Genomic DNA, 21,292 nt, shown 5'->3' with positions numbered 1-21,292 from the left:
CAGGAGCACCCCCTCGTGACCCACCCCACCACGATCGTCATCCCCACGTACACCGAGAAGCGCTGGTCGTACCTGCAGCGCACGCTCGAGTCGGCCCGGGCCCAGACGCACCGGCCGGACGAGATCGTCGTGGTCGTCGACCACAACCCGGTGATGTTCGCCCGGGCCAAGGCCGAGCTGTCCGGCGTGACCGTGCTGGAGAACGCCTATCCCCAGGGCGTCTCGGGCAACCGGAACACCGGCGCCGAGCACGCGGGGACCCCGCTGATCGCGTTCCTGGACGACGACATCATCGCCGACCGGCACTGGCTGGCCCGGCAGATCGAGCCGTTCGCGGACCCGTCGGTGATCGGCACCGGCGGCGCGATCGTCCCGGCCTGGGCCGGCCCCGAGCCGCGCTGGATGCCGGCCGAGTTCCTGTGGGCCGTGGGCGGGTCGTACGCCGGCATGCCCACCGAGACCGCCCCGATCCGCAACGTCTGGTCGGCCAACATGATCGTGCGCCGCGAGACGTTCGCCGCGGCCGGTGGCTTCCGGGTCGGCTTCGGCAAGCTCGGCGACCGCAACCGGCCCGAGGACACCGACCTCTGCCTGCGGATGAGCCAGATCGGCGGCGGCCGCTGGATGTACGTGCCGAGCGCCGTCATCCAGCACGAGGTCCCCGCCGAGCGGGCCTCCTTCCGGTTCTTCGTGCGCCGCTGCTACGCCGAGGGCCGGGGCAAGGTGCAGATGGCCGGCCTGCACGAGAACGACGCGCTCGGCGCCGAGCGCAGCTACCTGTGGTCGCTGCCCAAGGCGTTCCTGCGGCACCTCACCGGCGCCGTCCGCGGCCAGGGCGTGAACCAGCTGCTGCGGGCCGGCGGCGTGGTCGCCGGAGTGGCCGCCGCCGCGCTCGGCGGCGTCGTGGAAACCATCAGCTCGCGCCGGCCCGTCCGGCGCCCCGCAGTGAAGGCCGCCCAGTGACCACCGCCCCCGTTTTCGAGACGGACACCCCGCTCCCCGCCGTCGTGCTGGACCTGGAGCTGTCCCAGCCGCTGCCGCGGGTCGCCCCGGCGACCGCCGACGGCCGCCGGGTGCAGCAGGCCTGGGCCCTGGTCCGGCTCTTCACCGAGCCGCTCGGCACCATCCTGGTCGACGTACCGGAGTACGGCCTGAGCCCGGTCGACCTGGCCGCCGCCATCGACGACGAGCTGGGCGACGTGGTGCGCCCCCGGATCGGCGGCGCCGCCATCCCGGCCAACGGCTTCACCCCGGCCACCGAGCCGGCGTTCCTGGCGAGCCGGCGCGCGGTGCTCGCCGCCGCCCCGGACATCACCGTGGTGATCTGCACCCGGGAGCGGCCCGGCGCGCTGGCCCGCTGCCTGGACAGCCTGCTCGCCCAGCAGTACCCGAACTTCAAGATCCTGGTGGTGGACAACGCCCCGGTCACCGACACCACCGCCGAGGTGGTCCGGTCGGCGGCCCGGCGCGGCCCGGTCGGGTACCTCAAGGAGCCCAAGGCCGGTCTCTCGTTCGCCCGCAACGCGGCCGTCGCCGCCTGCCCCGGCGAGATCATGGCCTGGATCGACGACGACGAGCTGGCCGACCCGCACTGGCTGGCCGAGGTGGCCCGGGCCCTGGTCGAGCACCCGGAGGCGGACGTGGTCTCCGGCGTGATCGTCCCCGCCGAGCTGGAGACCCGCGCGCAGATCTGGTTCGAGCAGTTCGGCGGGCACAGCAAGGGCCGCGGGTTCACCCCGGACGTGTTCGGGCCGCGGCACCCGCAGAGCCCGCTGTACCCGCTGCCGCCGTTCGGCACCGGGGCGAACATGACCTTCCGGCCCGGCGTGATCGAGCGGATCGGTGGCTGGGACACCGCGCTCGGCGCCGGCACCCCGGCCATGGGCTCCGAGGACACCCTGGCGTTCACCCAGGTGCTGCTGGCCGGCGGGACGATCGTCTACCAGCCGACCGCGGTCACCCACCACTACCACCGGCGCGACTTCGCGGGCCTGGAGAAGCAGATGGTGGGGTACGGCACCGGCTTGACCGCCGCGTACACCAGCCTGCTGCTGGGCCGGCCGGGGCTGATCTGGCGGCTGCTGAGGCTGGCGCCGACGGCGTACCGGGATCTGACCGGCTCGGACAGCCTGCGCGTCTCCACCTTGCAGGACGATTTTCCTCGCGAACTGCTCGGCGCCAACCGAAAGGGAATGATCGCCGGTCCCCGCGCCTACCTGCGGGGGCGGCGTGCCGCCCGGGCCAAGCTCCGCCAGCACCACTGAGCTGACCCGACAGATTTACCTGGAGGCCCTACCGCATGGCGCAGCAGCGCTCGCCCGAGACCACGAACGGATCGTCACCGGACCCGGAGGCGACCGCGATCATCCCGGTGCCGTCCACGAAGCCGGTCGGTGAGGAGACGATGCGCCTGGATCTCGGCGAGAAGACCGTCAAGATCCAGCTGCCGACGACGACGGATGCCGCCGCGACCCAGGTCATCCCCCGGGTGGAGAACAGCGCCACCCAGCTCATCCGGCGCCCGATCCGGGCCGGCAAGGCGAAGCCGCCGACCGCACCGGCCGACGCCACGCCCGGCCTGGACACCCGCCTGGAGTTCGCCGCCATCGCGATCCTCGGCGGCCTGCTCGGCGTCGCCGGCCAGCTCGTCCCGCACCACGGGGCGCGGCTGGTGCTGCTCCTCGCCATGATTCTGGTCGCCCCGGGCGCCGCCGTGCTCGGCTTCGTCCCGTTGCAGAACCGGCTCACCGCCTGGTCGATGGCGACCGCCCTGAGCCTGTCGATCAGCGTCGCGCCGGCCGTGCTCACCCTCTGGCTGCATGTCTGGAACCCGGCGGCGTCGCTCGGCGTGCTGGCCGGCGCCGCCCTGGTCGCCGGCGCGGTCCAGGTCGTCCGGCAGTGGCGCTCCGGCGCCCGCTTCGCCCGCCCGGCCCTCAGCGACCCCGGCGAGCCCGGCGGCGCCCGGCTGACCACGATCCTGCCGCTGGTCACGCTGCCCGCCGGCCTGGCGCTCTGGATCGTCACGCTGGTCCGGTTCAGCCCCGCCGACTTCGGCGCCTACGGCCTCTCCACCACCCTGGGCGTCCCCTTCTTCGTGGCGCTCGCGCTGCTCGGCATCGGGTTCGGGGCCGAGCTGTTCGGCCGGGCCCGCCCGCTGGTGCTGATCGCCGGCATCCTCGCCGTCCCGGCGATCATGCAGGCCACCGTCCCGATCCTGAGCGGCACCATCGAGTACGCCTGGACCTACAAGCACCTCGGTGTCGTCGAGCTGATCCGGGACAACGGCCACCTGATCGACTCCACCGACATCTACCAGCAGTGGCCCGGCTTCTTCGCGGTCGTCGCCATGCTGTCCAAGGTCTCCGGCCTCGACCCGATCTCGTTCGCCGCCTGGTCCTCGCTGGCCTGCATGCTGCTCAACGGCCTGATGACCGCGGCCCTGCTGCGCCAGTTCACCACCAACCGCCGGGTGATCGCGCTCGGCACGCTGATGGCGCAGATGTGCATGTGGGTGGACATCGGCTACTTCTCCCCCCAGGGCTACGTCTACCCGCTGATGCTCGCCTTCTGGGTGATCGTCATCCGCTGGCTGACCGGCCCGCCGACCGGCGAGATCACGCGCTTCCCCCGGGGCGAGAGGCTGCGCGCCTGGCTCACCCGGGACCTCCCGGAGCACCCCGACGTCAGCCGCCGCGGCAAGCTCTGGGCGGGCGCCGCGGCCACCGTCATCTACGCCGCGATCGTGGTGTCGCACCAGCTCACCCCGGTCATGATGATGGTCCCGCTGGTGGTCCTGGCGGTGCTCGGCATCCTGCGCCCGCGCCTGCTCGCGGTGGTCTTCGGCGCCGTCCTGGTCGCCTTCCTGGCCCCCCGGATCGGCTCGGTCAGCAGCCAGTACTCGATCTTCGACTTCAACCTGTTCGCCAACGCCTCCGGCAACGCGGCGAGCTGGAGCACCCCGCAGCAGGAGTTCTCCGCCCTGGTCGCCCGCGCCCTGGCGATCGGCCTCTGGGCCACCGGCCTGTTCACCGTCTGGCGCGCCCGCAAGCGCCTCGGCACGGTCCTGGTCGCGGCCCTGCTCGCCTACCTGCCGATCACCACCCTGGCCGGCGGCAGCTACGGCGGCGAGGCGATCTACCGCGTCTACGCGTTCTCGCTGCCGTTCACCGCGCTGCTGGTCGCCACCGTCTGGGCCGGCGGCAAGCCGCACCGCACCTGGTCCTGGAAGATCGGCACCGGCGTCCTGGCCGGCCTCCTGATGTTCGCCGGCCTCCAGGGACTCCAGGGCCAGAGCGAGGTCCACTTCGTCACCCGCACCGACATCGTCGCCGCCGACTACCTCTACGCCCACGCCCGCCCGGGCTCGGGCGTCATCCTGATCGCCCCGAACTTCCCGACGAAGCTGCGGGGCAACTACGGCTCCTTCAACAAGGGCCACGTCTCGGTCGACATCTCGCTGATCGGCGACCCGTACTTCACCGGCAACCTCAACAGCTCCCGGATCGCCGACCTCACCGAGTACGTCAAGGCGATGAACTACCCCACCAACTACCTGGTGGTCAGCGACTCGATGGAACGCCAGACGTCCTACTTCGGCACCCTCCCGGCGGGCTCCTTCGCCTCCCTCACCCAGGGCCTGAAAGCCTCCGCCGACTGGAAGGTCTTCTACGCGGCCCCCGGCGTCACCATCTATCAGACGACCGGATAGCGGTGGCTCGGCCCCGGCACCCCCGAGGTGCTGGGGCCGTCGCCTTCCCCGCTGCCGCGATGCCCGCCCACACCCTTACGGATCCTTTTCCGGTACGACTTGTAGCCCCGTGGCAGCCGGCTCGCGAGGCTGCGGCCCACCTCCGGCCGCGAAGCGTGTCGTGCGGGTCCGCTGCGGACCGGCCGAGGCCCTCTTGGCGCTGGGCCTGTTGCGGCACGCGGCGACCGCCGTGCTGCGGTTTCCGCACGCCCCGGCCATCGTCGGCTTCGCCGACATCGACGTCACGGCGACCACGGCCATGCCGCTGACCTCGATCCGCCAGCCACGGCAGGAGCCGGGCCGCACGGCGGCCCATCTGGTCCTGGACGAGGGCACCAACCCAGATCACGTGCACGAGCAGGCCACGTTCGTGCCAGCGCTGCTCGCTCGAGCCTCAACCCCACGGCTGGCGCTCCCGGCCCTATCCGGCCTCCAGATAGGGCCGTGAGCACCAGCCCGAGTTCCCGGGCTAGCCCGCACGGCCCTATCCCACGCCCGGACAGGGCCCTGGACACCAGCCCGAGTTTTTCGGGCTGGCCCGCACGGCCCTATCCCACGCCCAGACACTGGGCACCAGCTCGAGTTTCTGGGGCTGGCCTGCACGGCCCTTTCCCATGCCCGGATAGGGCCATGAACACCAGCCCAGTCTCCCGGGCTGGCCCGCACGGCCCTATCGCGTGCCCGGACAGGGCCCTGGACACCAGCCCGAGCCTCTCGGGCTGGCCCGCACGGCCCTATCGCGTGCCCGGACAGGGCCCTGGACACCAGCCCGAGTCTCCCGGGCTGGCCCGCACGGCCCTATCCCACGCCCAGACACTGGGCACCAGCTCGAGTTTCTGGGGCTGGCCTGCACGGCCCTTTCCCATGCCCGGATAGGGCCATGAACACCAGCCCAGTCTCCCGGGCTGGCCCGCACGGCCCTATCGCGTGCCCGGACAGGGCCATGAACACCAGCCCGAGTCTCTCGAGCTGGCCTGCACCGCCCTATCCCGTGCCCGGACAGGGCCATGAACACCAGCCCGAGCCTCTCGAGCTGGCCTGCACCGCCCTATCCCGTGCCCGGACAGGGCCATGAACACCAGCCCGAGCCTCTCGAGCTGGCCCGCACGGCCCTATCGCGTACCCGGACAGGGCCTTGAGTGCCAGCCGGGGGCGGGGGCGCGTGGCGGTCCGGGCCCGGAGCGGTCTCGCGGGCGGGTGGGCTCGGGACGGATGCTCGGGGCGTACCGAAAGTGGGTTGGATCGAGGGGTTGCCCGGCTGGCACGCGAGCCGGTCCGCGCGGGGCCGCGAGTCGTGCCGTAGGAAGGTCCGCGAGATCGCCGAGCGGGCATCGGGGCAGCGAGGGGAAGCGAGGGGAAGAAAGTCCTAGGAGGTTGCGTCGAAGTGGGTCTGCGACTGCCAGGCAGGGAAGTCGAGGGTGTTGGCCGCGTCCGAGGAATCGTCCGGGCCGACGACCGCGAAGGCCGTGCCCGCCAGCCGGTAGCGGTTGGCGTCGATGGTGATCCGCGGGAGCTGGGTCGCCGATGCGACCTGGAGGCGCTGGACCACCACCCCCGGCGCCTGCTCGACCGCGTTGCCGGTGATCGACATGCCGTCGATCCGGCCGGCGAAGCCGCCGTCCGTGGAGATCAGGAAGGTGAACTGGCTGAGGTTCTCGAAGGTGTTGCCGGTGATCCGCATGTCCGCGGCGCAGCGCAGCACCAGCCCGGTGGCACGGTCTCCGGCGCGGCCCCGGTTCGCGACCCTGTTGCCGGAGAACACGTTGCCGTCGCAGCCGCCGCCGGAGCCGGTGCCGGTCTCCAGCGCGCCGTCGTTGTCGACGAACGTGTTGGCGCTGATCGTCACGTGCCCGGCGTCGTAGATCTCGATGCCGCCGCCGTCGACCTGGTAGTCCGTCGACGGCCCCAGGTTGTGCTCGACCGTGTTGTTCGTGAAGACCGGCCCGGGTACGTCGGTCACGAACGTCGCCGCCAGCCCGTAACCGCCGAAGTCGTCCAGCGGCCCCGGCGTGTTGTGGATGATCCGGTCCTGGTCGTGCACCCGGTTGCCGTCCACCAGCACGCCCGAGCCGCCGCCGGAGACCACGATGCCGGCGCCGTTGTGGTCCACCTCGTTGCCGCGCACGGTGAGCCCGCGGGCGTCGGTGGCCAGGATGCCGTAGCAGCCGACCGGCAGCCCGGCGGCAGTCGTCCCGGCGCTGTGGTGCACGTGCACGTTCTGCACGGTGACCCCGGTGGTCCCGTGGATCCGCACGCCGCTGCCGTGGTCGCCGGTCTCCGCCGCGTCCGGGGCGGGGTTCGGCACGCAGCCGCGCACCTCGAGGTTCCGCAGCGTCACGTCGTCGTCGGTGACCAGGACGACGTCCCGGGTGCCGGACTGGCCGACGACGGTCGCCTTCTCCCCGGGCGCGCTGGTGATCGTCAGGCCGGGCCGGTCCACCGTGAACGGGCGGTAGTCGCCGGCCCTCAGGTAGATCGTCGCGCCCTCGGGGACCGCGCTGACCGCCTTGGTGACCGACCGCCACGGGTGCCGGGAACTGCCGTCCCCGGTGTCGTCGCCGTAGGCCGAGACCCAGTAGCCGGCCGGGCTGCTCGCCGGACCGGACGGCCGCGACAGCGCCCAGGCGGCCAGCGCCACCACCGGGACCAGCACCATGACCGCGAGGACGATCCGCCTCACGCGCCGAACACCGGATCGGCGGCCATCGCCCGGTACGCCGCCAGGCTGGCCGGGTCCGAGTCGATCCGCCACTTCTCCGTCGAGCCCGGGTGCGTGTCGGTGTCGAACCAGACCACCGCGCCGACCGCGGGCCGCGACCGCACCCAGCCCGCGAGCCCCCGGATCCAGTCCGGCTTGCTGCTGCCGCCGCGGTCCGCCACCGCCACCTCCGTGAGCATGATGGGCTTCCGGGCGGCATAGGTCTGGTAGACCGGGTCGAACATCTGCTCCGGGGTCTCGCCCTGGGAGTATCCGGACACGCCCACCCAGTCGACGACGTCGTCGCCGGGGTAGTACCCGTCCCGATTGTTCCAGGGTTCCTCCGGGTGGGTGTTCCAGTTCGGGCTCCACACCCAGGAGACGTTGTCCGCGCCGGCCTTGCCGAACAGCTCGTGCAGCCGCTTCCAGGCGGCGACGTACTGGTCCGGGGACCGGCCGTTGGCGGCGCCGGCCCAGCGGTAGAAGTCCCGGTTCATGTCCCAGGCCCAGCGCAGCAGCACCGGCCGCCGGCCCGCGGCGAGCCGGCGGGCCGCCGCCGTGATCAGCTTGTCGGCCGTGCCGCTGGTGATGTCGGTGAGCTTCGGGCCGCGCCAGGAGAGCATCAGCGTGCTCTTCGGCGGCAGGTAGGACAGCCGGGTGGGCAGCTCGTCGGTCCACGAGTAGTAGCGGTGCACGATCCGCAGGTCGCGGCCGAGCTGGCGGCGGCGCAGCGCCAGGCCGTCGGCGGCGGGCACCCCCTTGAGCGCGACGTAGGCGCCGAGCATCACCTTGCCGCCGGTCCGTGAGGAGGGCGGCGGAGAGAAGGAGGGCACCGGCGGCCACGACGGCTTGTCGGCGGCGGTGCAACCGGCGAGCGGCAGCGCGGACGCCCCGGCGAGCAGCAGCAGGTTCCGCCGGGACAGACGGGAGATCGGCACGCTCACCTCAGGTCAGGTTCCGGCCCGCCGCGCGGGCGACCCGGCGGACCAGGCGCCAGCCGGGCTGGGCACACCGCTTCAGGGCCGGGACCAGGGCCGGCCCCTGGCCCTCGACCAGCGCGACCAGATCGGCGCCGGTGTGGTCCGGGGTGGGCTGGAAGCGCGGCACCGCGAACCGCCGCTCGCGCGGGGTGTGCACCCGGTAGCCGACCTCGGTGGCGTTGTCGTGCCCGGCCGCCTCGACCACCTCACGGACCCGGCCGCTGTTGTAGCCGTGCGGATAGGCGAACGAGCGGACCTCGATCTGAAGCCGCTGCTCCAGCTCCTCACGGCTGCGGTACACCTCGTCGCGCAGCCGGGCCGGGGACAGCACGTCGAGCGGGTGGTGGATCAGGCTGTGGTTGCCGATCTCGACGCCGCTCGCGGCCACCTCGGCCAGCTCGTCCCAGGTGAGCATCGGGCCGAAGTCGGGTGACCACTGCCCGAGCCAGCCGGCGTGGCCGCCGAGGTGGCCGACCGAGGCGTACAGGGTGGCGCCGGCGCCGGCCGAGCGCAGCGCGGGGACGCCGGCGGTGAGGAAGTCGCGGTAGCCGTCGTCGAAGGTGACCGCGAGCAGCTTGTCGGTGCTGCCGGCGCGCAGCTCGTCCAGCGCCTGGGTGAGGCCGACGAGGCGGTAGCCGGCGGCGGTGAGCGCGTCGAGCTGCTCGGCGAGCCGGTCCGGCGGGACGGCGAGATCACGCAGCGGGCCGTCCACGGCGGAGACCGAGTGATACATCAGCGCCGGCAACGTGCTCCAGCCCACAAGTCCCCCTTCGAACAGGCATTCGGCAACTCACCGTACCCAAATCCCCGATCGTGCGACCTCCCCCGTTCGCCCTAGCCAATTTCCGCTACACGGAGTAACCTTCGCTTGCTTCCGGCACGCCTGCCAGCGCAAACACTGTCACGAATCAGTTACACAGTGTGATGACTGAACTTTTGCGCCGCGGCTGACGTACCGGAGGACGACACCGAATTCGCTTCACCCCGGGAGCGTGCACCATGTTCCGGCTCATCCAGCTGCACACCGAGGCCGGTGTGCCACGCATCGGCGTCGACGCGGACGGCTATGTCAGTGCCCGTGCCGCTCTGGCCCGTTACCGCACCGCCCCGGCGACCTTCTTCGCGGTCGGCCGGTTCGACCACGAGGGCACCCTCACCGAGGTGATCCTCGACCCGTCCTGCGGCCTGGACGGCGCCTGCCAGCGGCCCGCCTCGGTCATCCACGCCAAGACGTTCCAGCGGCTCTGCGAGGGGTGCGCGGCCGGGCTGGACGTGCTCACCGTGCCGCAGCTGGCCCGGCGCCTCGGCATCGCCTGCCGGCTCGCCCCGCCGATCAGCCGGCACCGGCAGAGCACCCTCGGCGGCCTGCGCTCCCCGGCCGGCAACCGGATCGCCCGCGAATTCGCCGACCACATCCACGACCCGCACTGGCGCGCCGAGCTCTGCGGCGAGCTCGGCCAGACCCCGACCGCGCTCAACGGCCTGCTGATCGGCGCGGGGGCGCTCAGCCACCGCCAGGTCCTCGATCTCTACCCGGCGCTCTGCGCGCTCGGCGAGGAGCTCCCCGACGGCGTCCGCACCGACCTGGCCCGCGCCACCTCACGCCCGCTCTCCCCGGCCGGTGTCGCCGGGCTGCGCCTCGGCCTCGGCTGAACCGGTCCGCGGACCGGCTCAGGTCCGCTCTCCCCGGCCTCGGCTGAGCGGTCCGCGGGCCCGCGCGCGGTCCGCCCTTCCCCGATGCGCCGATTTCCGGTACGCGCGAAGCGGTCCCGGCCCGGGATCGCTTCGCGCCGGACGAGCGCGGCGGGACCGCTCCCGGCGTACCGGAAATCGACGATCGCCATCGGCGAGCGGACCGTGACTAGCGCCGGGCCTCCGGGGTTTCGACGGCGACCACGCGGTGCGCGCCGGTGCGGCTGACCTGGATCAGCACCGTGGCGTGCAGGCGCTTGCGGGTCGTGGTGCGGGCGTAGAGACGCTGGTCGGCGCCCCAGGACAGCCCGATGATCCCGGGCAGTCCGGTGGCGTAGACCTGGGACGGCTGCCCGGGGGCGACCCGCAGGACGCGGCCGGACCGGTCGCCGAAGTAGGACGCGCCGTCCGGGCCGCGCGCCACCGAGGAGCCGCCGACCGCCTCCGCACCGGCCGGCGACCCCTGCGACAGCGCGGCCGTGGCCGGCGCCGGCAGGAGCAGGATCGCGGCGATCACCGCCGCACTAGGCGTAATCATCTATGTCCTTTCGGTAATCGAGGGAACTCCGCCAGAGTCCCCGCCGCTGCCGCCCATCTCGCGTCCCAGTCGTCTATCCGACCGCCGGTACGGTCTCCGGTATGACGCGCACGTTCCCCGATCTGGTGAACCGGGCCCGGTCCCTCGTCGCCAGCGGCCGGCGTGCGGTGCTCGGCATCGCCGGGCCGCCCGGCGCCGGCAAGACCACCCTGGCCGAGTCACTGCTGGCCGCGCTCGCCCCGGCGCCGCCGCCCGGGCTGACCGCCGGGAGCTGGGTGGCGCACGTGCCGATGGATGGCTTCCACCTGGCCGACGTCGAGCTGGACCGGCTCGGGCTGCGCGACCGCAAGGGGGCGCCGGACACCTTCGACGGCTGGGGTTACGCCGCGCTGCTGCGCCGGCTGCTCGCCGACGAGGACGACATGGTGTACGCGCCGGGGTTCGAGCGGGTCCTGGAGCAGCCGATCGCGGGGGCCATCGGCGTGCCCCGGGCGGCCCGCCTGATCGTCACCGAGGGGAACTACCTGCTGCTCGGCGAGGGCCGGTGGGCCGGGCTGCGGGAGGTGTTCGGCGAGGTCTGGTACACCGACCTGGACGACGGCGAGCGACTGCGGCGGCTGATCGCGCGGCACGTCCTGTTCGGCAAGACGCCGGAGGCCGCGGCGGCCTGGGCGACCGGCACCGACGAGCGCAACGCCACCCTGATCGCCGCCACCCGGGACCGGGCCGACCTGGTCGTCCCGTCCGCGGTGCTGTGTTCGCCGGCCGCTGATCCCGCGGACGGGTTTTTGTCGTGAGGCGGTGGCATGCTTGCTCGCATGTCAGTGGATGAGGCGGTCGAGGCGAAGCCTCGGCGGCGACGGGCCGGCGCCCGGTTCGGTGTGATTCTCACGGCGGTCATCGCCCTCCTCTTCGGTGTGCCGTGGGCCACCCTGGTCTGGTCCGGCAACGCCTGGCCGGCCCCGGTGTTCCTCGCCGGCACGGTCCTTTTCCTGCTGGTCGCGGCCGGTTTCCCGGTGCTCATGTTCCGCGGGCACGGCCGGCGCGACGACGCCGCCGCCCGGGTCGCCGACACCGCTCTGGGCGTGATCTGGGTGCTCTTCGTCTGGTCGATCCTCGGCCAGCTCCTCGGCCTGGTCCTGGCGCTCGCCGGGGTCGCCGACCCGGTCCGCTCCCGGGTGGTCACCGTCGCGGTCCTGGTCGTCTCCCTGATCCTGCTGGTCCATGGCTACGTGGAGGCGATGCGCGTCTCCCGGGTCCGCCGGGTGGAGGTCACCATCCCCCGGCTCGGCCGCGGGCTGGACGGCCTGCGGGTCGTGCTGATCACCGACACGCACTACGGCCCGATCGACCGCGCCCGCTGGTCCCGCGGCGTGACCGAGGTGATCAACTCGCTGGACGCGGACATCGTCGCGCACACCGGTGACATCGCCGACGGCGAGGTCGAGCAGCGCCGCGAGATGGCCGCGCCGCTCGGCGACGTGCGGGCCGGCCTGGCCCGGGTCTACGTGACCGGCAACCACGAGTACATGAGCGGCGCACAGGGCTGGGTCGAGCACATGTCCGCGCTCGGCTGGGAGGCCCTGCACAACCGGCATCTCGTCGTCTCCCGCGGCGGCGACTCGCTGGTCGTGGCCGGCGTCGACGACCGCACCGCGGCCGGCTCCGGCGTCCCGGGCCACCACATGGACCACGAGGCCGCGCTGGCCGGCGCCGACCCCGAGCTGCCGGTGCTGCTGCTGGCCCACCAGCCGCAGCAGATCTCCGGCGCGGTGGCGCACGGCATCGACCTCCAGCTGTCCGGGCACACCCACGGCGGTCAGATGTGGCCGTTCCACTACCTGGTCCGCATCGACCAGCCGGCCCTCCAGGGCCTGACCCGGCACTCGGAGCGCACCCAGCTCTACACCAGCCGGGGCACCGGTTTCTGGGGTCCGCCGTTCCGGATCTTCGCGCCCAGCGAGATCACCCTGCTCACCCTGCGGTCGGCTGGATGATCGGCTGAGCCGCGCTGACGGATCGACGCGGATCACCGCCGTTCGCGGCGATCCGGGTCGATCGGTTCGGCGATAACGTCCGGACCATGTACCGACGCGTCCTGGCGGCGGCCATCGCCCTGCTGGCCGTCACGGCTGCCACCGGCTGCGGCAACGACACGCCCGACGCGTCGTCGTCCGCCCCGGCCGGGGCCTACTCGACGATCACGTTCATCGTGCCGCTGACCGTGGTCCCGGCGCCGGGGCTGAAGTCGCCGCCGCTCGAGTCGGCCCGCACGCTCACCTGGACCTCGGCCGCGACGGCCGACGACAAGGTGTCCTTCCTGGCCCCGGTCGCCGTCTACCCGTCGGGCAGCACCACCGCCTCGATCCCGCCGGACCAGCTGGCGCAGTATCTGGAGACGCTCAAGGCAGCCGGGGTCACCGTGGCGGACAAGACCTCGATCACGGTCGGCGGCCGGCCGGCGACGCTGATGACCGTCACCACCACCGGCTCGCTGAGCGACGCGTTCGGCTGCCCGCAGGGCGCCGATCCGGCCGCGGGCTGCTTCGGGCCGCTGCCGGCCTCGCTGCTGCGGCTCGCCGTGGTGACCACGACCAGCGGCACGATGCTGGCCTGGGCGCGGGTGCCCAGCGCCGGCCCGGATCCGGCGTTCTTCACCGCGTTCGAGGAGATGCTGGGCACGGTCCAGTTCCGCTAGAGATCATGATCACTGCACGCCTCTGCTGGGTGACATGCCCGGATTAAACCGGTTGAGCGCTTCGAACGGGCCGCAGCAGGATGGGGTACCGCCTTTCACCCATCGTCCAGAGGACTTTCTATGCGTCTGCTCACCGACCTGTGGGTTACCTCCCGAAGGCGCACAGCTCTGGCCGCGTTCCTGATCGTTCTCGGCGCGGCCGGATCGGCACTGGCGCTCGCGCTCGCCGGCCCGGTGCTGGTCGACCGATCCGGTCCGCTGTTCGTGGCCCTGGCCGTGGCGCTCGGCGCGGTGGTGGTCAGTGACGTCGTCGTCGGCCTGGTCGCCGCCCGGCTGACCGCCGACTGGGCGGCCCGGGTCCGGCGTGGACTGAACCGGGTGGCGTTCGGCCAGGACATCCCGACCCTGGAGAACACGCCGGTCGGCGAGCTGCTCGACCGGATCGACTCGGACGTCTACCAGGTCGGTTCCGAGCTGCGCGGCAGCGGCGTCCGGATCGCCCAGTCGATCGCGGTGGCCACGCTCTCCATCGTCACCGCGTTCTTCGTCTGGTGGCCGGCCGGTCTCGCCATGATCGCCGTCAGCGTGCTGATCTGGCTCACCATGAACAAGCCGATCCAGCGGATCGGGCCGGTGCGCATCGCCGAGGAGGAGGCCTGGTCCGACCTGGCCGCCGTGATGGAGGAGGCGATCCACGGGCAGGACGACGTGCGGACCAGCCTGGCCGCGCCGTACGTGCACCGGCTCTTCGCCGACCGGGCTCGCGAAGTGCTGGCCCGGGGGCGGCGGGTCTGGCGATCGTCGTCCCGGGTGACCATGTGGGCCGGGGCGATCACGCGTACGCTGATCGCCTCGCTCGTCATGATCGGCGCCTGGGCCCTGGTCACCGGACACATCGACGGCGCCCGGCTGACCGGCGTGTGGCTGCTCGCGCTCGGCTTCGGCGGCACCCTGGAGCACGTCACCCGGATGGTGCCCGAGCTGCAGAACGCGCTCGGCGCCTGGGGCCGGGTGCAGATGCTCAGTGCCGTCGCGCAGGAGCCGACCGAGGGCGCCGCGCCGGCCGACGGTGACCTCGAGGTCAGAAACCTCACCTTCCAATACGGTGAGGCCGACAGCACCCGGCCACCGGCCCTGCGCGGGGTGACTCTCACCTTCGCCCGGGGCCGTTCCTATGCGCTGATCGGCCGGACCGGCTCCGGCAAGTCCACGCTGGCCAAGGTGCTGACCCGGGCCGTCGACGTGCCGCGCGGCACGGTGTTCCTCGGCGGCGCCGACCTCAACGACCTGGCCGTCGAGGGCCTGCGCCGGTGGACCGCGATCGTCCCGCAGCGCACCGAGATCCTGGCCGGCACGCTGGCCGAGAACATCGCTCTCTTCGACGAGGAGCTGCTGCCCCGGGCCGGTGCGGCGCTCGACGAGCTGGGCCTGACCGCCTGGGCCGACGCTCTGCCGGACGGCATCGACACCAAGCTCGGCGAGGGCGGCTACAAGCTCTCCGCCGGGCAGGAGCAGCTGGTGGCGTTCGCCCGGATCCTGGTCCGCGACCCGCAGGTGGTGATCCTGGACGAGGCGACCGCCCGGATGGACCCGGTCACCGAGTCCTGGGTGCAGCGGGCCACCGACCGGCTGCTCGACGGCCGGATCGGCGTGATCGTGGCGCACCGGCTCTCCTCGGTGCAGCGCTGCGACGAGGTCGTGGTGCTCGCCGACGGTCAGGTCCTGGAGGCCGGTCCGCTGCGCGAGTCCCGCCGCTTCGCCGAGCTGATGGCGAGCAGCAACCTGGCCGTCCCGGCCCAGGCCTCGTCACCCAACGGCGGCGGGCTGCTGGTCGACAGCGAGGAGCAGGGCGACTGGGACGCCGCGGTGCGGCTGGAGCTCGGCGCGGACGCGCTGGCCAACCCGCTGCCCACGGTGGACGCGCCGCCGCTGCCCACCCCGCCGCCGACCCGGACCATGCGGGAGATCGCCCGGCTGGCCACCAACGACGCCCGGTACGGTCTCGGCGCCGTCGGCCTGTTCGTGCTGCTGGTCCTGTTCGGACTCGACGGGGTGGTGCTGCCGCTGCTCTGGGCCGACGTGGTGGACGGCGTCGGCAGCCCGATGCCGCCGGCCCTGGGCATCGCGGTGGCCCTGCTCGCCCTGATCCCGACGCTTTACTACACCGGCGCCTGGTTCCCCGAGTGGTGGGTGCGGCAGATGCTGCGGATCAGCCTGCGCCTGGTGCACGGGCAGATCGGGCCGCGGCGGGTCAGCAAGCACACCCCGGCCGAGGTGGTCGCCCAGGGCGGCGACACCGAGCGGGTGGTGATGCTGGCCGACAACCTGATCGACAGCGGTGTCGCGCTGATCGTCGCGGTGGCCATGACGGTGACCTCGCGGTCGCTGGTGCCGGCCCTGTTCTTCCTCGGCACCATGCTGGTGTCCGGGCTGGCCGCGACCCTGTTCGGGCCGCGGCTGGAGCGGGCCGCCCGGCGGACCGTGGCGGCCCGCGCGGCGTTCGCGACCTCGCTGGTGTCGTCGCTGTCGGCGGCGCGCACGGTGAAGCTGGCCGGCGCGACCGAGCCGGTGCTGGGTCACCTGGCCCGGCTGGACGCGACGCGCAGCGAGCTCCAGTGGCGGGAGATCGCGATCCAGGTGTGGGCGCGGTCCACGCCGTCGATCGCCAGCGGCCTGCTGCCGATCGCGGTCTGGGCGCTGTACCTGTCCGACCGGCTCAGCTCGGCGGCGACGCTGATCGCGGTGGCGACGCTGGGCTCGGCGCGGTGGTTCGCGTGGACGACCGCGTCGCTGGTGTCGCACTACCCGTCGGCCAAGGTGTGGACGCGGCGGACGGTCGCGATGACCGGTTCCGCGCAGTACTCGGCGGAGGTCACCGGGGTGGACATCTCGGCCGGCACCGCGCCGGCGCCGCCGGCCGCGCCGCGCAACCCGTTGCGCACGCTGGAGCTGCGCGGCTTCAGCGCGGTGCACGAGAACGGCGCCCAGGGCGTCCGGGACGTCGACCTGACCGTGAACCGCGGTCAGCTGGTGCTGGTGGTCGGCCCGGTCGGGTCGGGCAAGTCGTCGCTGCTGCGCGCCCTCGCCGGGATCGTGCACCACACCGGCGACCTGCGCTGGAACGGTGAGCCGGTCCGCGACCCGGAACTGTTCCTGCGCCCGAACCAGGTGGGTTACGTGGCCCAGCTGCCCCGGGTGCTGTCCGGGACGGTGGCCGACAACATCCAGCTCGGGCACGAGGTGGACGCGGCCGACGCGGTCTCGGTGGCGCAGCTGGAGCACGACCTGTCCGCGGCCGGCGGCGGCCTGGGGCTGCTGATCGGGCACAAGGGCACCCGGCTCTCCGGCGGCCAGCTCCAGCGGCTGGCGCTGGCCCGGGCGCTCGCACCGCGTACCGAGCTGCTGATCGCCGACGACGTGTCCTCGGCGCTGGACGTGACCACGGAGCTGGAGCTCTGGCGGGCGCTGCGCTCGCACGGGGTGACCGTGGTCGGTTCGACGTCGAAGCGGGCGGCGCTGGCCCAGGCCGACCACGTGGTCGTCCTGATCGGCGGCAAGGCCGAGGACCAGGGCACCTGGTCGGAGCTGGAGGACCGCTGGGGTCACCTGGCCGGCTGAGCCCGCAACTGAGACCAGGCTGAGAAAACTGCGTGCCCCGCAACTTTGCGGGGCACGCAGTTTTTGCTACGGTGGTTCCCATGGGACTCCGGGAAACCAAGAAACAGGCGACCCGGGCCGCGCTCAGCTGGGCCGCGATCCGGCTCATCGTCGAGCGGGGTTATGACGGGGTGCTGGTGGAGGACATCGCGGCGGCCGCCGGGGTGTCACCCCGCACCTTCAACAACTACTTCTCCAGCAAGGCCGAGGCGGTCGCGGCCCGGCACCGGGACCGTTGCTTCGCCGTGGCGGACGCGCTGCGCGAGCGGCCGGCCGGCGAGCCGCTCTGGGACGCCATCACCCAGGCGGTGCTGACGGCCTTCACCCCGGGTCCGGAGGTCACGGCGCCGCCCGATCTCGATCTCTGGGTGACCGGGGTGCGGGAGATGGTCACCGTGCCCGCCATCCAGGCCGAGATCCTGCGCGGCGGCGACGACGCGGTGCGGGCGATCGGGCTGGCGATCGCCGAGCGCACCGGGCTCGACGTGGACCGGGACCTTTATCCGAAACTGGTGGCCGCGGCGGTGCTGGCGGCCAACACCGTGGCCGTCAGGCAGTTCCAGGTGGTCGGCGGGGACTGGACCACCGTGCCGGCGCTGCTGACGGAGGCGCTGCGCCTGCTCCGGGCGGGCCTTCCCCAACCCTGACGACAACGCGCACGGCTCGGATCGTCTCGATCCGGGTGAGCACTACGGCTGGGCGTCTCAGCGCGGTGGAGACAACCCGGCAAGGCGGCTGGGCGGGTCGACGCAGGTCGGGCTGGCTCGGTGCTGCTGGACCACGGTGCCGGCGCTGCTGACGGAGGCGTCGCGCCGGCTCCGGGCGGGCCTCTCCCAACCCTGACCAACACCCCCACCCTCCACTGGGGGGCGACCCCACAGCCATTGTCGCGGAGAACAGCAGGACGCATGAGTCGCCCTGTGGACAACCCCCGACTGTGGACAAACGAGTGGCCCGGCACAGCCCGGCGCCACAGAAACCCGTAAAGCCCGAAACGGCGCCGCTCGTGGTCGACGCGCGCCCATCTTCGTACGCAAAGAAGGGTTTTATCATGTCTTTTGATGTTCTGATCGCCGGAGCGGGCCCCAATGGACTCATGCTCGCCTGCGAGCTCGCCCTCAACGGCATCCAGCCGCTCGTCCTCGAACGCCGCACCGGCCCGTCCACCGAGCAGCGCGCCAACGGCCTGGTCGGTCAGATCGTGCCGATGCTGCACCGGCGCGGCCTCTACGAACGCCTCACCGGACGGCCCGGCGGACCGGAACCCACGCCCGGCCACGTCTTCGGCGCGTTTCCCCTGCACCTCGCCGGGATCGGCGACAACCCGATGCGGATCCTGCTCGCGCCGCAGCAGAAGATCGAGGCGATGCTCGGCGAGCGCGCCGCCGAACTCGGCGTGGAGGTCCGGGGTGGACACGAGCTGACCGGTCTGGATCAGAAGGAGGACCGGGTGGTCGTGGCCGTGACCGGCCCGGACGGGCCCTACCAGGTCGAGGCCCGCTACGTCGTCGGGGCGGACGGCGGACGCAGCCTGACCCGCAAGCTGACCGGTTTCGCCTTCCCCGGTGTCACCGATGACGACTCGGTGTCGCGCACCGCCGTCGTCGACGTGCCCGCCGAACTGCGCGATCCGCAGACCGGTGGCCTGTTGATTCCCGGCTACGGGCCGGTGCCGCCGTTCCAGCACCACCGCACCGAGCGCGGCATGGTCGCCTTCGCCCCGTTCCCGGACGGGCGGAACCTGATCAGCGTCGCGACCACCGCGCGACCGGCCGGTGACGCGCCGGTGACGCTGGCCGAGGTGCTCGAGACGCTGCACTACGTGCTCGGTGTCGAGGTGCCGCTGCTGCCGCCGACCGGTCCGGAACCGCACACGCTGCGCCGGCTCGCGAGCGGCAACACCCGGATCGCCGACCGCTATCGCAAGGACCGCGTGATCCTGCTCGGCGACGCGGCGCACGTGCACTCCGCGATCGGCGGTCCGGGTCTCAACCTGGGCCTCCAGGACGCGATCAACCTGGGCTGGAAACTCGCGGCCGAGGTGCGGGGCTGGGCCCCGGACGGGCTGCTCGACACCTACGAGTCGGAGCGGCGGCCGGTGGCCGAGCGGGTAGTCATGCACACCCAGGCACAGAGCGTGCTGGCCGGGCCGGGGCCGGCGGTGACCGCGCTGCGCGCGCTCTTCGCCGAGTTGCTGGAGGAGGAGGTCGTGGTCCGCCGTCTGGCCGCGCTCCTCGCGGGGACAGATTTCCGGTACGCCGGGATGGGCGGATTCGCGCCGGATCTGGGTTCCCTGACGCACTCCGGCCGCCCCCTGCTCGTGGACACCACCGGAACGCTGACCGACGTGGTCGCGCCGTGGCGGGACCGGGTGGACCTGGTGACCGCGCCGCTGCCGGAGGGGACCGCGATGCTGGTCCGGCCGGACAACTACGTGGCCTGGTCGTCGTCCAGCCCGTCACCCGGGACGGCGGAGCTGGTCGTCGCGCTGCGCCGCTGGTTCGGCGGGCCTCAGCTGTCGATCTGAGCCTGGAGCTGCTTGACCACGCTGGTCACGGTGTCGGCCGGGATCGCGAAGCCGAGCCCGACGCTGCCGGTGCTGTCCCCGGCGGTGGCGATGGCGACGTTGATCCCGACCACCCGGCCGGACGTGTCGACCAGCGCGCCGCCCGAGTTGCCCTGGTTGATCGCGGCGTCGGTCTGGATCAGGCCGGTGAGCTGCTCCTCGCCGGTGTCCAGGCTGCGGTCCTTGGCGGACAGGATGCCGGAGGTCACGGTGCCCTCCAGGCCGAGCGGCGCGCCGAAGGCCAGCACCGTGTCGCCGACCGCCACGGTGTCGTCGGCGGCGAAGGTGACCGGGGTCAGCCCGGACAGTCCGGTCGCCTGGACCAGCGCCAGGTCGTGGGTGCTGTCCGCGGCGACCACCCTGGCCGGCACCGTCCTGCCGGTGGACAGCCGCACGCTGACGGTGCCGGTCGAGGAGATCACGTGGTTGTTGGTGAGGATCAGCCCGTCGGCGCTGAGCACCACGCCCGAGCCGAGGGACGACTCGCGGGCGCCGTCGACCAGCACGGTCACGATGCTGGGCTGCACCTCGGCGACGATCGGGGCCAGGTCGTCGTCCTCGGTCACCGAGGTCGCGGCCACCGTGCTGCCGGACGTGGTGCCGATGGCCGGCGCCGGGGCCCGGTTCAGGTACGTCTCGGTGAGGAACGCGCCGGCGGTGCCGCCGCCACCGACCAGGACCAGGACCGCGGCGCCGCCGGCGATCCGGCCCCTCCAGCGCGGGTCGCGCGGCGGGTTGACCATCATCGGCGGGATGTGGGTGACGTAGGGGTGTTCGCTCATGTCCACCAAGGTCGCTCCCGGAGATGTCCCCGCGCGGTGAGCGGTCTGTGACTTCGCTGTGTGCTCGCGGCGTGCCGGACCGCCGCACGGCGAGTGATGGTATACGGTCTTTTGGGTGATTTACGGTCGTATTGTCGTTTCAGTGGGCTTGGTTGTGGTGGCGGTGGGCGCGGCGGGATGTTCGAGCCCGCGGCCCGTCTGGCTGGAGGGGCGCACCCTGCCCGCGGCCTCCGCTTCTCCGGACCGTTTCGTGGCGGCGGTGCGCCGGGAGATGCCGGAGCTGGCCCTGGACCGGCGGGACGAGGAGATCGCCGATCTCGGCGACGCGGCCTGCGCGTCGATCGCCACCGGACGGCAGGACACCCTGGCCGAGTACGGGATCTCCGCAGCTCAGGCGCAGCAGCTGCGCCAGGTCGCCCGGACCGACCTCTGCCCTCGACAGTCCTGACTCCAACCCGGCCTTGCGGACCGCTGGGCGGTCGGCCGAAAGTCGTAGCGGCGCACCGGCGATCGAGACCCTCGGCAGATGTCCGGCACAGCGGAGACGCCGATCCTGGAGTCACGAGCGAATCCGGGAGGTAACGATGACCGCACGAGGAATGCTGAACGTGGTCGGAACCGCGGTCGGCGGCCTGATCGGCTGGTCCGAGACCCCGCCGACCGCCGACCCGGAGAGCCTGCGCGCCCTGTTCGCCGACTTCGGCGTCCAGGTCGGGCCGGACCCCGCCGACCTGGCGGAGGCGGTCCGCGCCTTCCAGACCCGGGTCGGCATCGACGCCGACGGCGAGGCCGGTCCGCAGACGGTGCACCTGCTCGCCCGCTACGCCGCCGAGGCGCGCACCCTGACCGCTTTCCGCGACGCCGCCTGACGGACCGATCTCCGGCCGGCAAGAAAAATCAAGATCAAATTTCTCCTGTACGACTCGGTGCACCG

General features: G+C 72.7%; 18 protein-coding genes. 13 read left to right on the top strand and 5 right to left on the bottom strand.

Features of this window, described 5'->3' with window-relative positions; genetic code table 11:
* The first annotated feature begins 15 nt into the window (after window positions 1–15).
* The 4 genes from Aiant_RS36695 (at window position 16) to Aiant_RS46125 (ending at window position 5,195) form a co-directional block, all read left to right on the top strand.
* Window positions 16–963, top strand: coding sequence for a glycosyltransferase family 2 protein (locus tag Aiant_RS36695; protein ID WP_189331657.1), 948 nt, complete (start codon window positions 16–18; stop codon window positions 961–963).
* On the top strand, window positions 960–2,264 hold the full coding sequence (locus tag Aiant_RS36690) for a glycosyltransferase family 2 protein (RefSeq protein ID WP_189331658.1): 1,305 nt from the start codon (window positions 960–962) through the stop codon (window positions 2,262–2,264). Before Aiant_RS36695 ends, Aiant_RS36690 begins: the two co-directional genes overlap by 4 nt.
* Before the next feature lie 35 nt (window positions 2,265–2,299).
* On the top strand, window positions 2,300–4,708 hold the full coding sequence (locus Aiant_RS36685) for a hypothetical protein (RefSeq protein ID WP_189331659.1): 2,409 nt from the start codon (window positions 2,300–2,302) through the stop codon (window positions 4,706–4,708).
* A gap of 160 nt (window positions 4,709–4,868) precedes the next feature.
* The gene (locus Aiant_RS46125; RefSeq protein WP_229830272.1) at window positions 4,869–5,195 is read left to right on the top strand and encodes a substrate-binding domain-containing protein; all 327 of its coding nucleotides are present in this window, start codon (window positions 4,869–4,871) and stop codon (window positions 5,193–5,195) included.
* Between the two features lie 918 nt (window positions 5,196–6,113).
* On the opposite strand, the gene Aiant_RS36675 is transcribed toward Aiant_RS46125, so the two are convergent.
* From Aiant_RS36675 to Aiant_RS36665, 3 genes are read right to left on the bottom strand one after another with little or no spacing between them, the layout of a single operon-like run.
* Window positions 6,114–7,427: a right-handed parallel beta-helix repeat-containing protein gene (locus Aiant_RS36675; protein WP_189331660.1), complete on the bottom strand. Its 1,314-nt coding sequence runs from the start codon at window positions 7,425–7,427 to the stop codon at window positions 6,114–6,116.
* Entirely contained in the window at window positions 7,424–8,383 is a 960-nt protein-coding gene (locus tag Aiant_RS36670; protein WP_189331661.1) for a glycoside hydrolase family 26 protein, read from the bottom strand. The genes Aiant_RS36675 and Aiant_RS36670 overlap by 4 nt, the downstream gene beginning before the upstream one ends.
* A gap of 7 nt (window positions 8,384–8,390) precedes the next feature.
* Complete coding sequence (locus Aiant_RS36665) at window positions 8,391–9,185, bottom strand: polysaccharide deacetylase family protein (RefSeq protein WP_189331662.1); 795 nt, start codon at window positions 9,183–9,185, stop codon at window positions 8,391–8,393.
* 239 nt (window positions 9,186–9,424) lie between these two features.
* On the opposite strand from Aiant_RS36665, the gene Aiant_RS36660 reads away from it, so the two are divergent.
* Complete coding sequence (locus Aiant_RS36660) at window positions 9,425–10,078, top strand: hypothetical protein (RefSeq protein WP_189331663.1); 654 nt, start codon at window positions 9,425–9,427, stop codon at window positions 10,076–10,078.
* Between the two features lie 208 nt (window positions 10,079–10,286).
* Here Aiant_RS36660 and Aiant_RS36655 read toward each other — a convergent pair whose 3' ends face one another.
* Window positions 10,287–10,655: a hypothetical protein gene (locus Aiant_RS36655; protein WP_189331664.1), complete on the bottom strand. Its 369-nt coding sequence runs from the start codon at window positions 10,653–10,655 to the stop codon at window positions 10,287–10,289.
* Window positions 10,656–10,756: 101 nt separating this feature from the next.
* Between Aiant_RS36655 and Aiant_RS36650 the strand changes: the two genes are divergently transcribed.
* The 6 genes from Aiant_RS36650 to Aiant_RS36625 all read left to right on the top strand — a co-directional run bounded on the left by Aiant_RS36650 (window position 10,757) and on the right by Aiant_RS36625 (window position 19,537).
* Window positions 10,757–11,452 (top strand): nucleoside/nucleotide kinase family protein, encoded by a 696-nt coding sequence (locus tag Aiant_RS36650; RefSeq protein WP_189331665.1) that lies wholly within the window; start codon window positions 10,757–10,759, stop codon window positions 11,450–11,452.
* A gap of 21 nt (window positions 11,453–11,473) precedes the next feature.
* On the top strand, window positions 11,474–12,652 hold the full coding sequence (locus Aiant_RS36645; RefSeq protein WP_189331666.1) for a metallophosphoesterase: 1,179 nt from the start codon (window positions 11,474–11,476) through the stop codon (window positions 12,650–12,652).
* A gap of 86 nt (window positions 12,653–12,738) precedes the next feature.
* Window positions 12,739–13,353, top strand: a complete 615-nt coding sequence (locus tag Aiant_RS36640; protein WP_189331667.1) for a hypothetical protein — start codon at window positions 12,739–12,741, stop codon at window positions 13,351–13,353.
* A gap of 120 nt (window positions 13,354–13,473) precedes the next feature.
* Window positions 13,474–16,971: an ATP-binding cassette domain-containing protein gene (locus Aiant_RS36635; protein ID WP_189331668.1), complete on the top strand. Its 3,498-nt coding sequence runs from the start codon at window positions 13,474–13,476 to the stop codon at window positions 16,969–16,971.
* An 80-nt stretch (window positions 16,972–17,051) separates the two neighbouring features.
* Window positions 17,052–17,657 (top strand): TetR/AcrR family transcriptional regulator, encoded by a 606-nt coding sequence (locus Aiant_RS36630; RefSeq protein ID WP_189331669.1) that lies wholly within the window; start codon window positions 17,052–17,054, stop codon window positions 17,655–17,657.
* Window positions 17,658–18,061: 404 nt separating this feature from the next.
* On the top strand, window positions 18,062–19,537 hold the full coding sequence (locus Aiant_RS36625; protein ID WP_189331670.1) for an FAD-dependent monooxygenase: 1,476 nt from the start codon (window positions 18,062–18,064) through the stop codon (window positions 19,535–19,537).
* Here the strand turns inward: Aiant_RS36625 and Aiant_RS36620 are convergent.
* Window positions 19,522–20,358, bottom strand: coding sequence for a S1C family serine protease (locus Aiant_RS36620; RefSeq protein ID WP_189331671.1), 837 nt, complete (start codon window positions 20,356–20,358; stop codon window positions 19,522–19,524). The two genes, Aiant_RS36625 and Aiant_RS36620, sit on opposite strands and share 16 nt — an antisense overlap.
* A 142-nt stretch (window positions 20,359–20,500) precedes the next feature.
* On the opposite strand from Aiant_RS36620, the gene Aiant_RS36615 reads away from it, so the two are divergent.
* Together Aiant_RS36615 and Aiant_RS36610 are read left to right on the top strand one after the other, a co-directional pair.
* Window positions 20,501–20,806 carry a hypothetical protein gene (locus Aiant_RS36615; RefSeq protein WP_189331672.1) on the top strand — a complete coding sequence of 102 codons (306 nt, stop codon included), beginning with the start codon at window positions 20,501–20,503 and terminating at the stop codon, window positions 20,804–20,806.
* Between the two features lie 136 nt (window positions 20,807–20,942).
* Window positions 20,943–21,227, top strand: coding sequence for a peptidoglycan-binding protein (locus tag Aiant_RS36610; protein ID WP_189331673.1), 285 nt, complete (start codon window positions 20,943–20,945; stop codon window positions 21,225–21,227).
* The last annotated feature ends 65 nt before the right edge of the window (window positions 21,228–21,292 follow it).

This window comes from Actinoplanes ianthinogenes, assembly GCF_018324205.1.
In the GTDB taxonomy this organism is placed as follows: domain Bacteria; phylum Actinomycetota; class Actinomycetes; order Mycobacteriales; family Micromonosporaceae; genus Actinoplanes; species Actinoplanes ianthinogenes.
Note: the sequence above shows the minus strand (reverse complement) of the source record. Positions and strands in the feature narration are given on the sequence as shown.

Excerpts from the sequence above, each read along its gene's own strand:
- Aiant_RS36655 (WP_189331664.1), bottom strand. The coding sequence starts at position 10,655 with ATGATTACGCCTAGTGCGGCGGTGATCGCCGCGATCCTGCTCCTGCCG.
- Aiant_RS36630 (WP_189331669.1), top strand. The coding sequence starts at position 17,052 with ATGGGACTCCGGGAAACCAAGAAACAGGCGACCCGGGCCGCGCTCAGC.
- Aiant_RS36685 (WP_189331659.1), top strand. The coding sequence starts at position 2,300 with ATGGCGCAGCAGCGCTCGCCCGAGACCACGAACGGATCGTCACCGGAC.
- Aiant_RS36620 (WP_189331671.1), bottom strand. The coding sequence starts at position 20,358 with ATGAGCGAACACCCCTACGTCACCCACATCCCGCCGATGATGGTCAAC.
- Aiant_RS36660 (WP_189331663.1), top strand. The coding sequence starts at position 9,425 with ATGTTCCGGCTCATCCAGCTGCACACCGAGGCCGGTGTGCCACGCATC.
- Aiant_RS36650 (WP_189331665.1), top strand. The coding sequence starts at position 10,757 with ATGACGCGCACGTTCCCCGATCTGGTGAACCGGGCCCGGTCCCTCGTC.
- Aiant_RS36645 (WP_189331666.1), top strand. The coding sequence starts at position 11,474 with ATGTCAGTGGATGAGGCGGTCGAGGCGAAGCCTCGGCGGCGACGGGCC.
- Aiant_RS36610 (WP_189331673.1), top strand. The coding sequence starts at position 20,943 with ATGACCGCACGAGGAATGCTGAACGTGGTCGGAACCGCGGTCGGCGGC.
- Aiant_RS36640 (WP_189331667.1), top strand. The coding sequence starts at position 12,739 with ATGTACCGACGCGTCCTGGCGGCGGCCATCGCCCTGCTGGCCGTCACG.
- Aiant_RS36635 (WP_189331668.1), top strand. The coding sequence starts at position 13,474 with ATGCGTCTGCTCACCGACCTGTGGGTTACCTCCCGAAGGCGCACAGCT.
- Aiant_RS36625 (WP_189331670.1), top strand. The coding sequence starts at position 18,062 with ATGTCTTTTGATGTTCTGATCGCCGGAGCGGGCCCCAATGGACTCATG.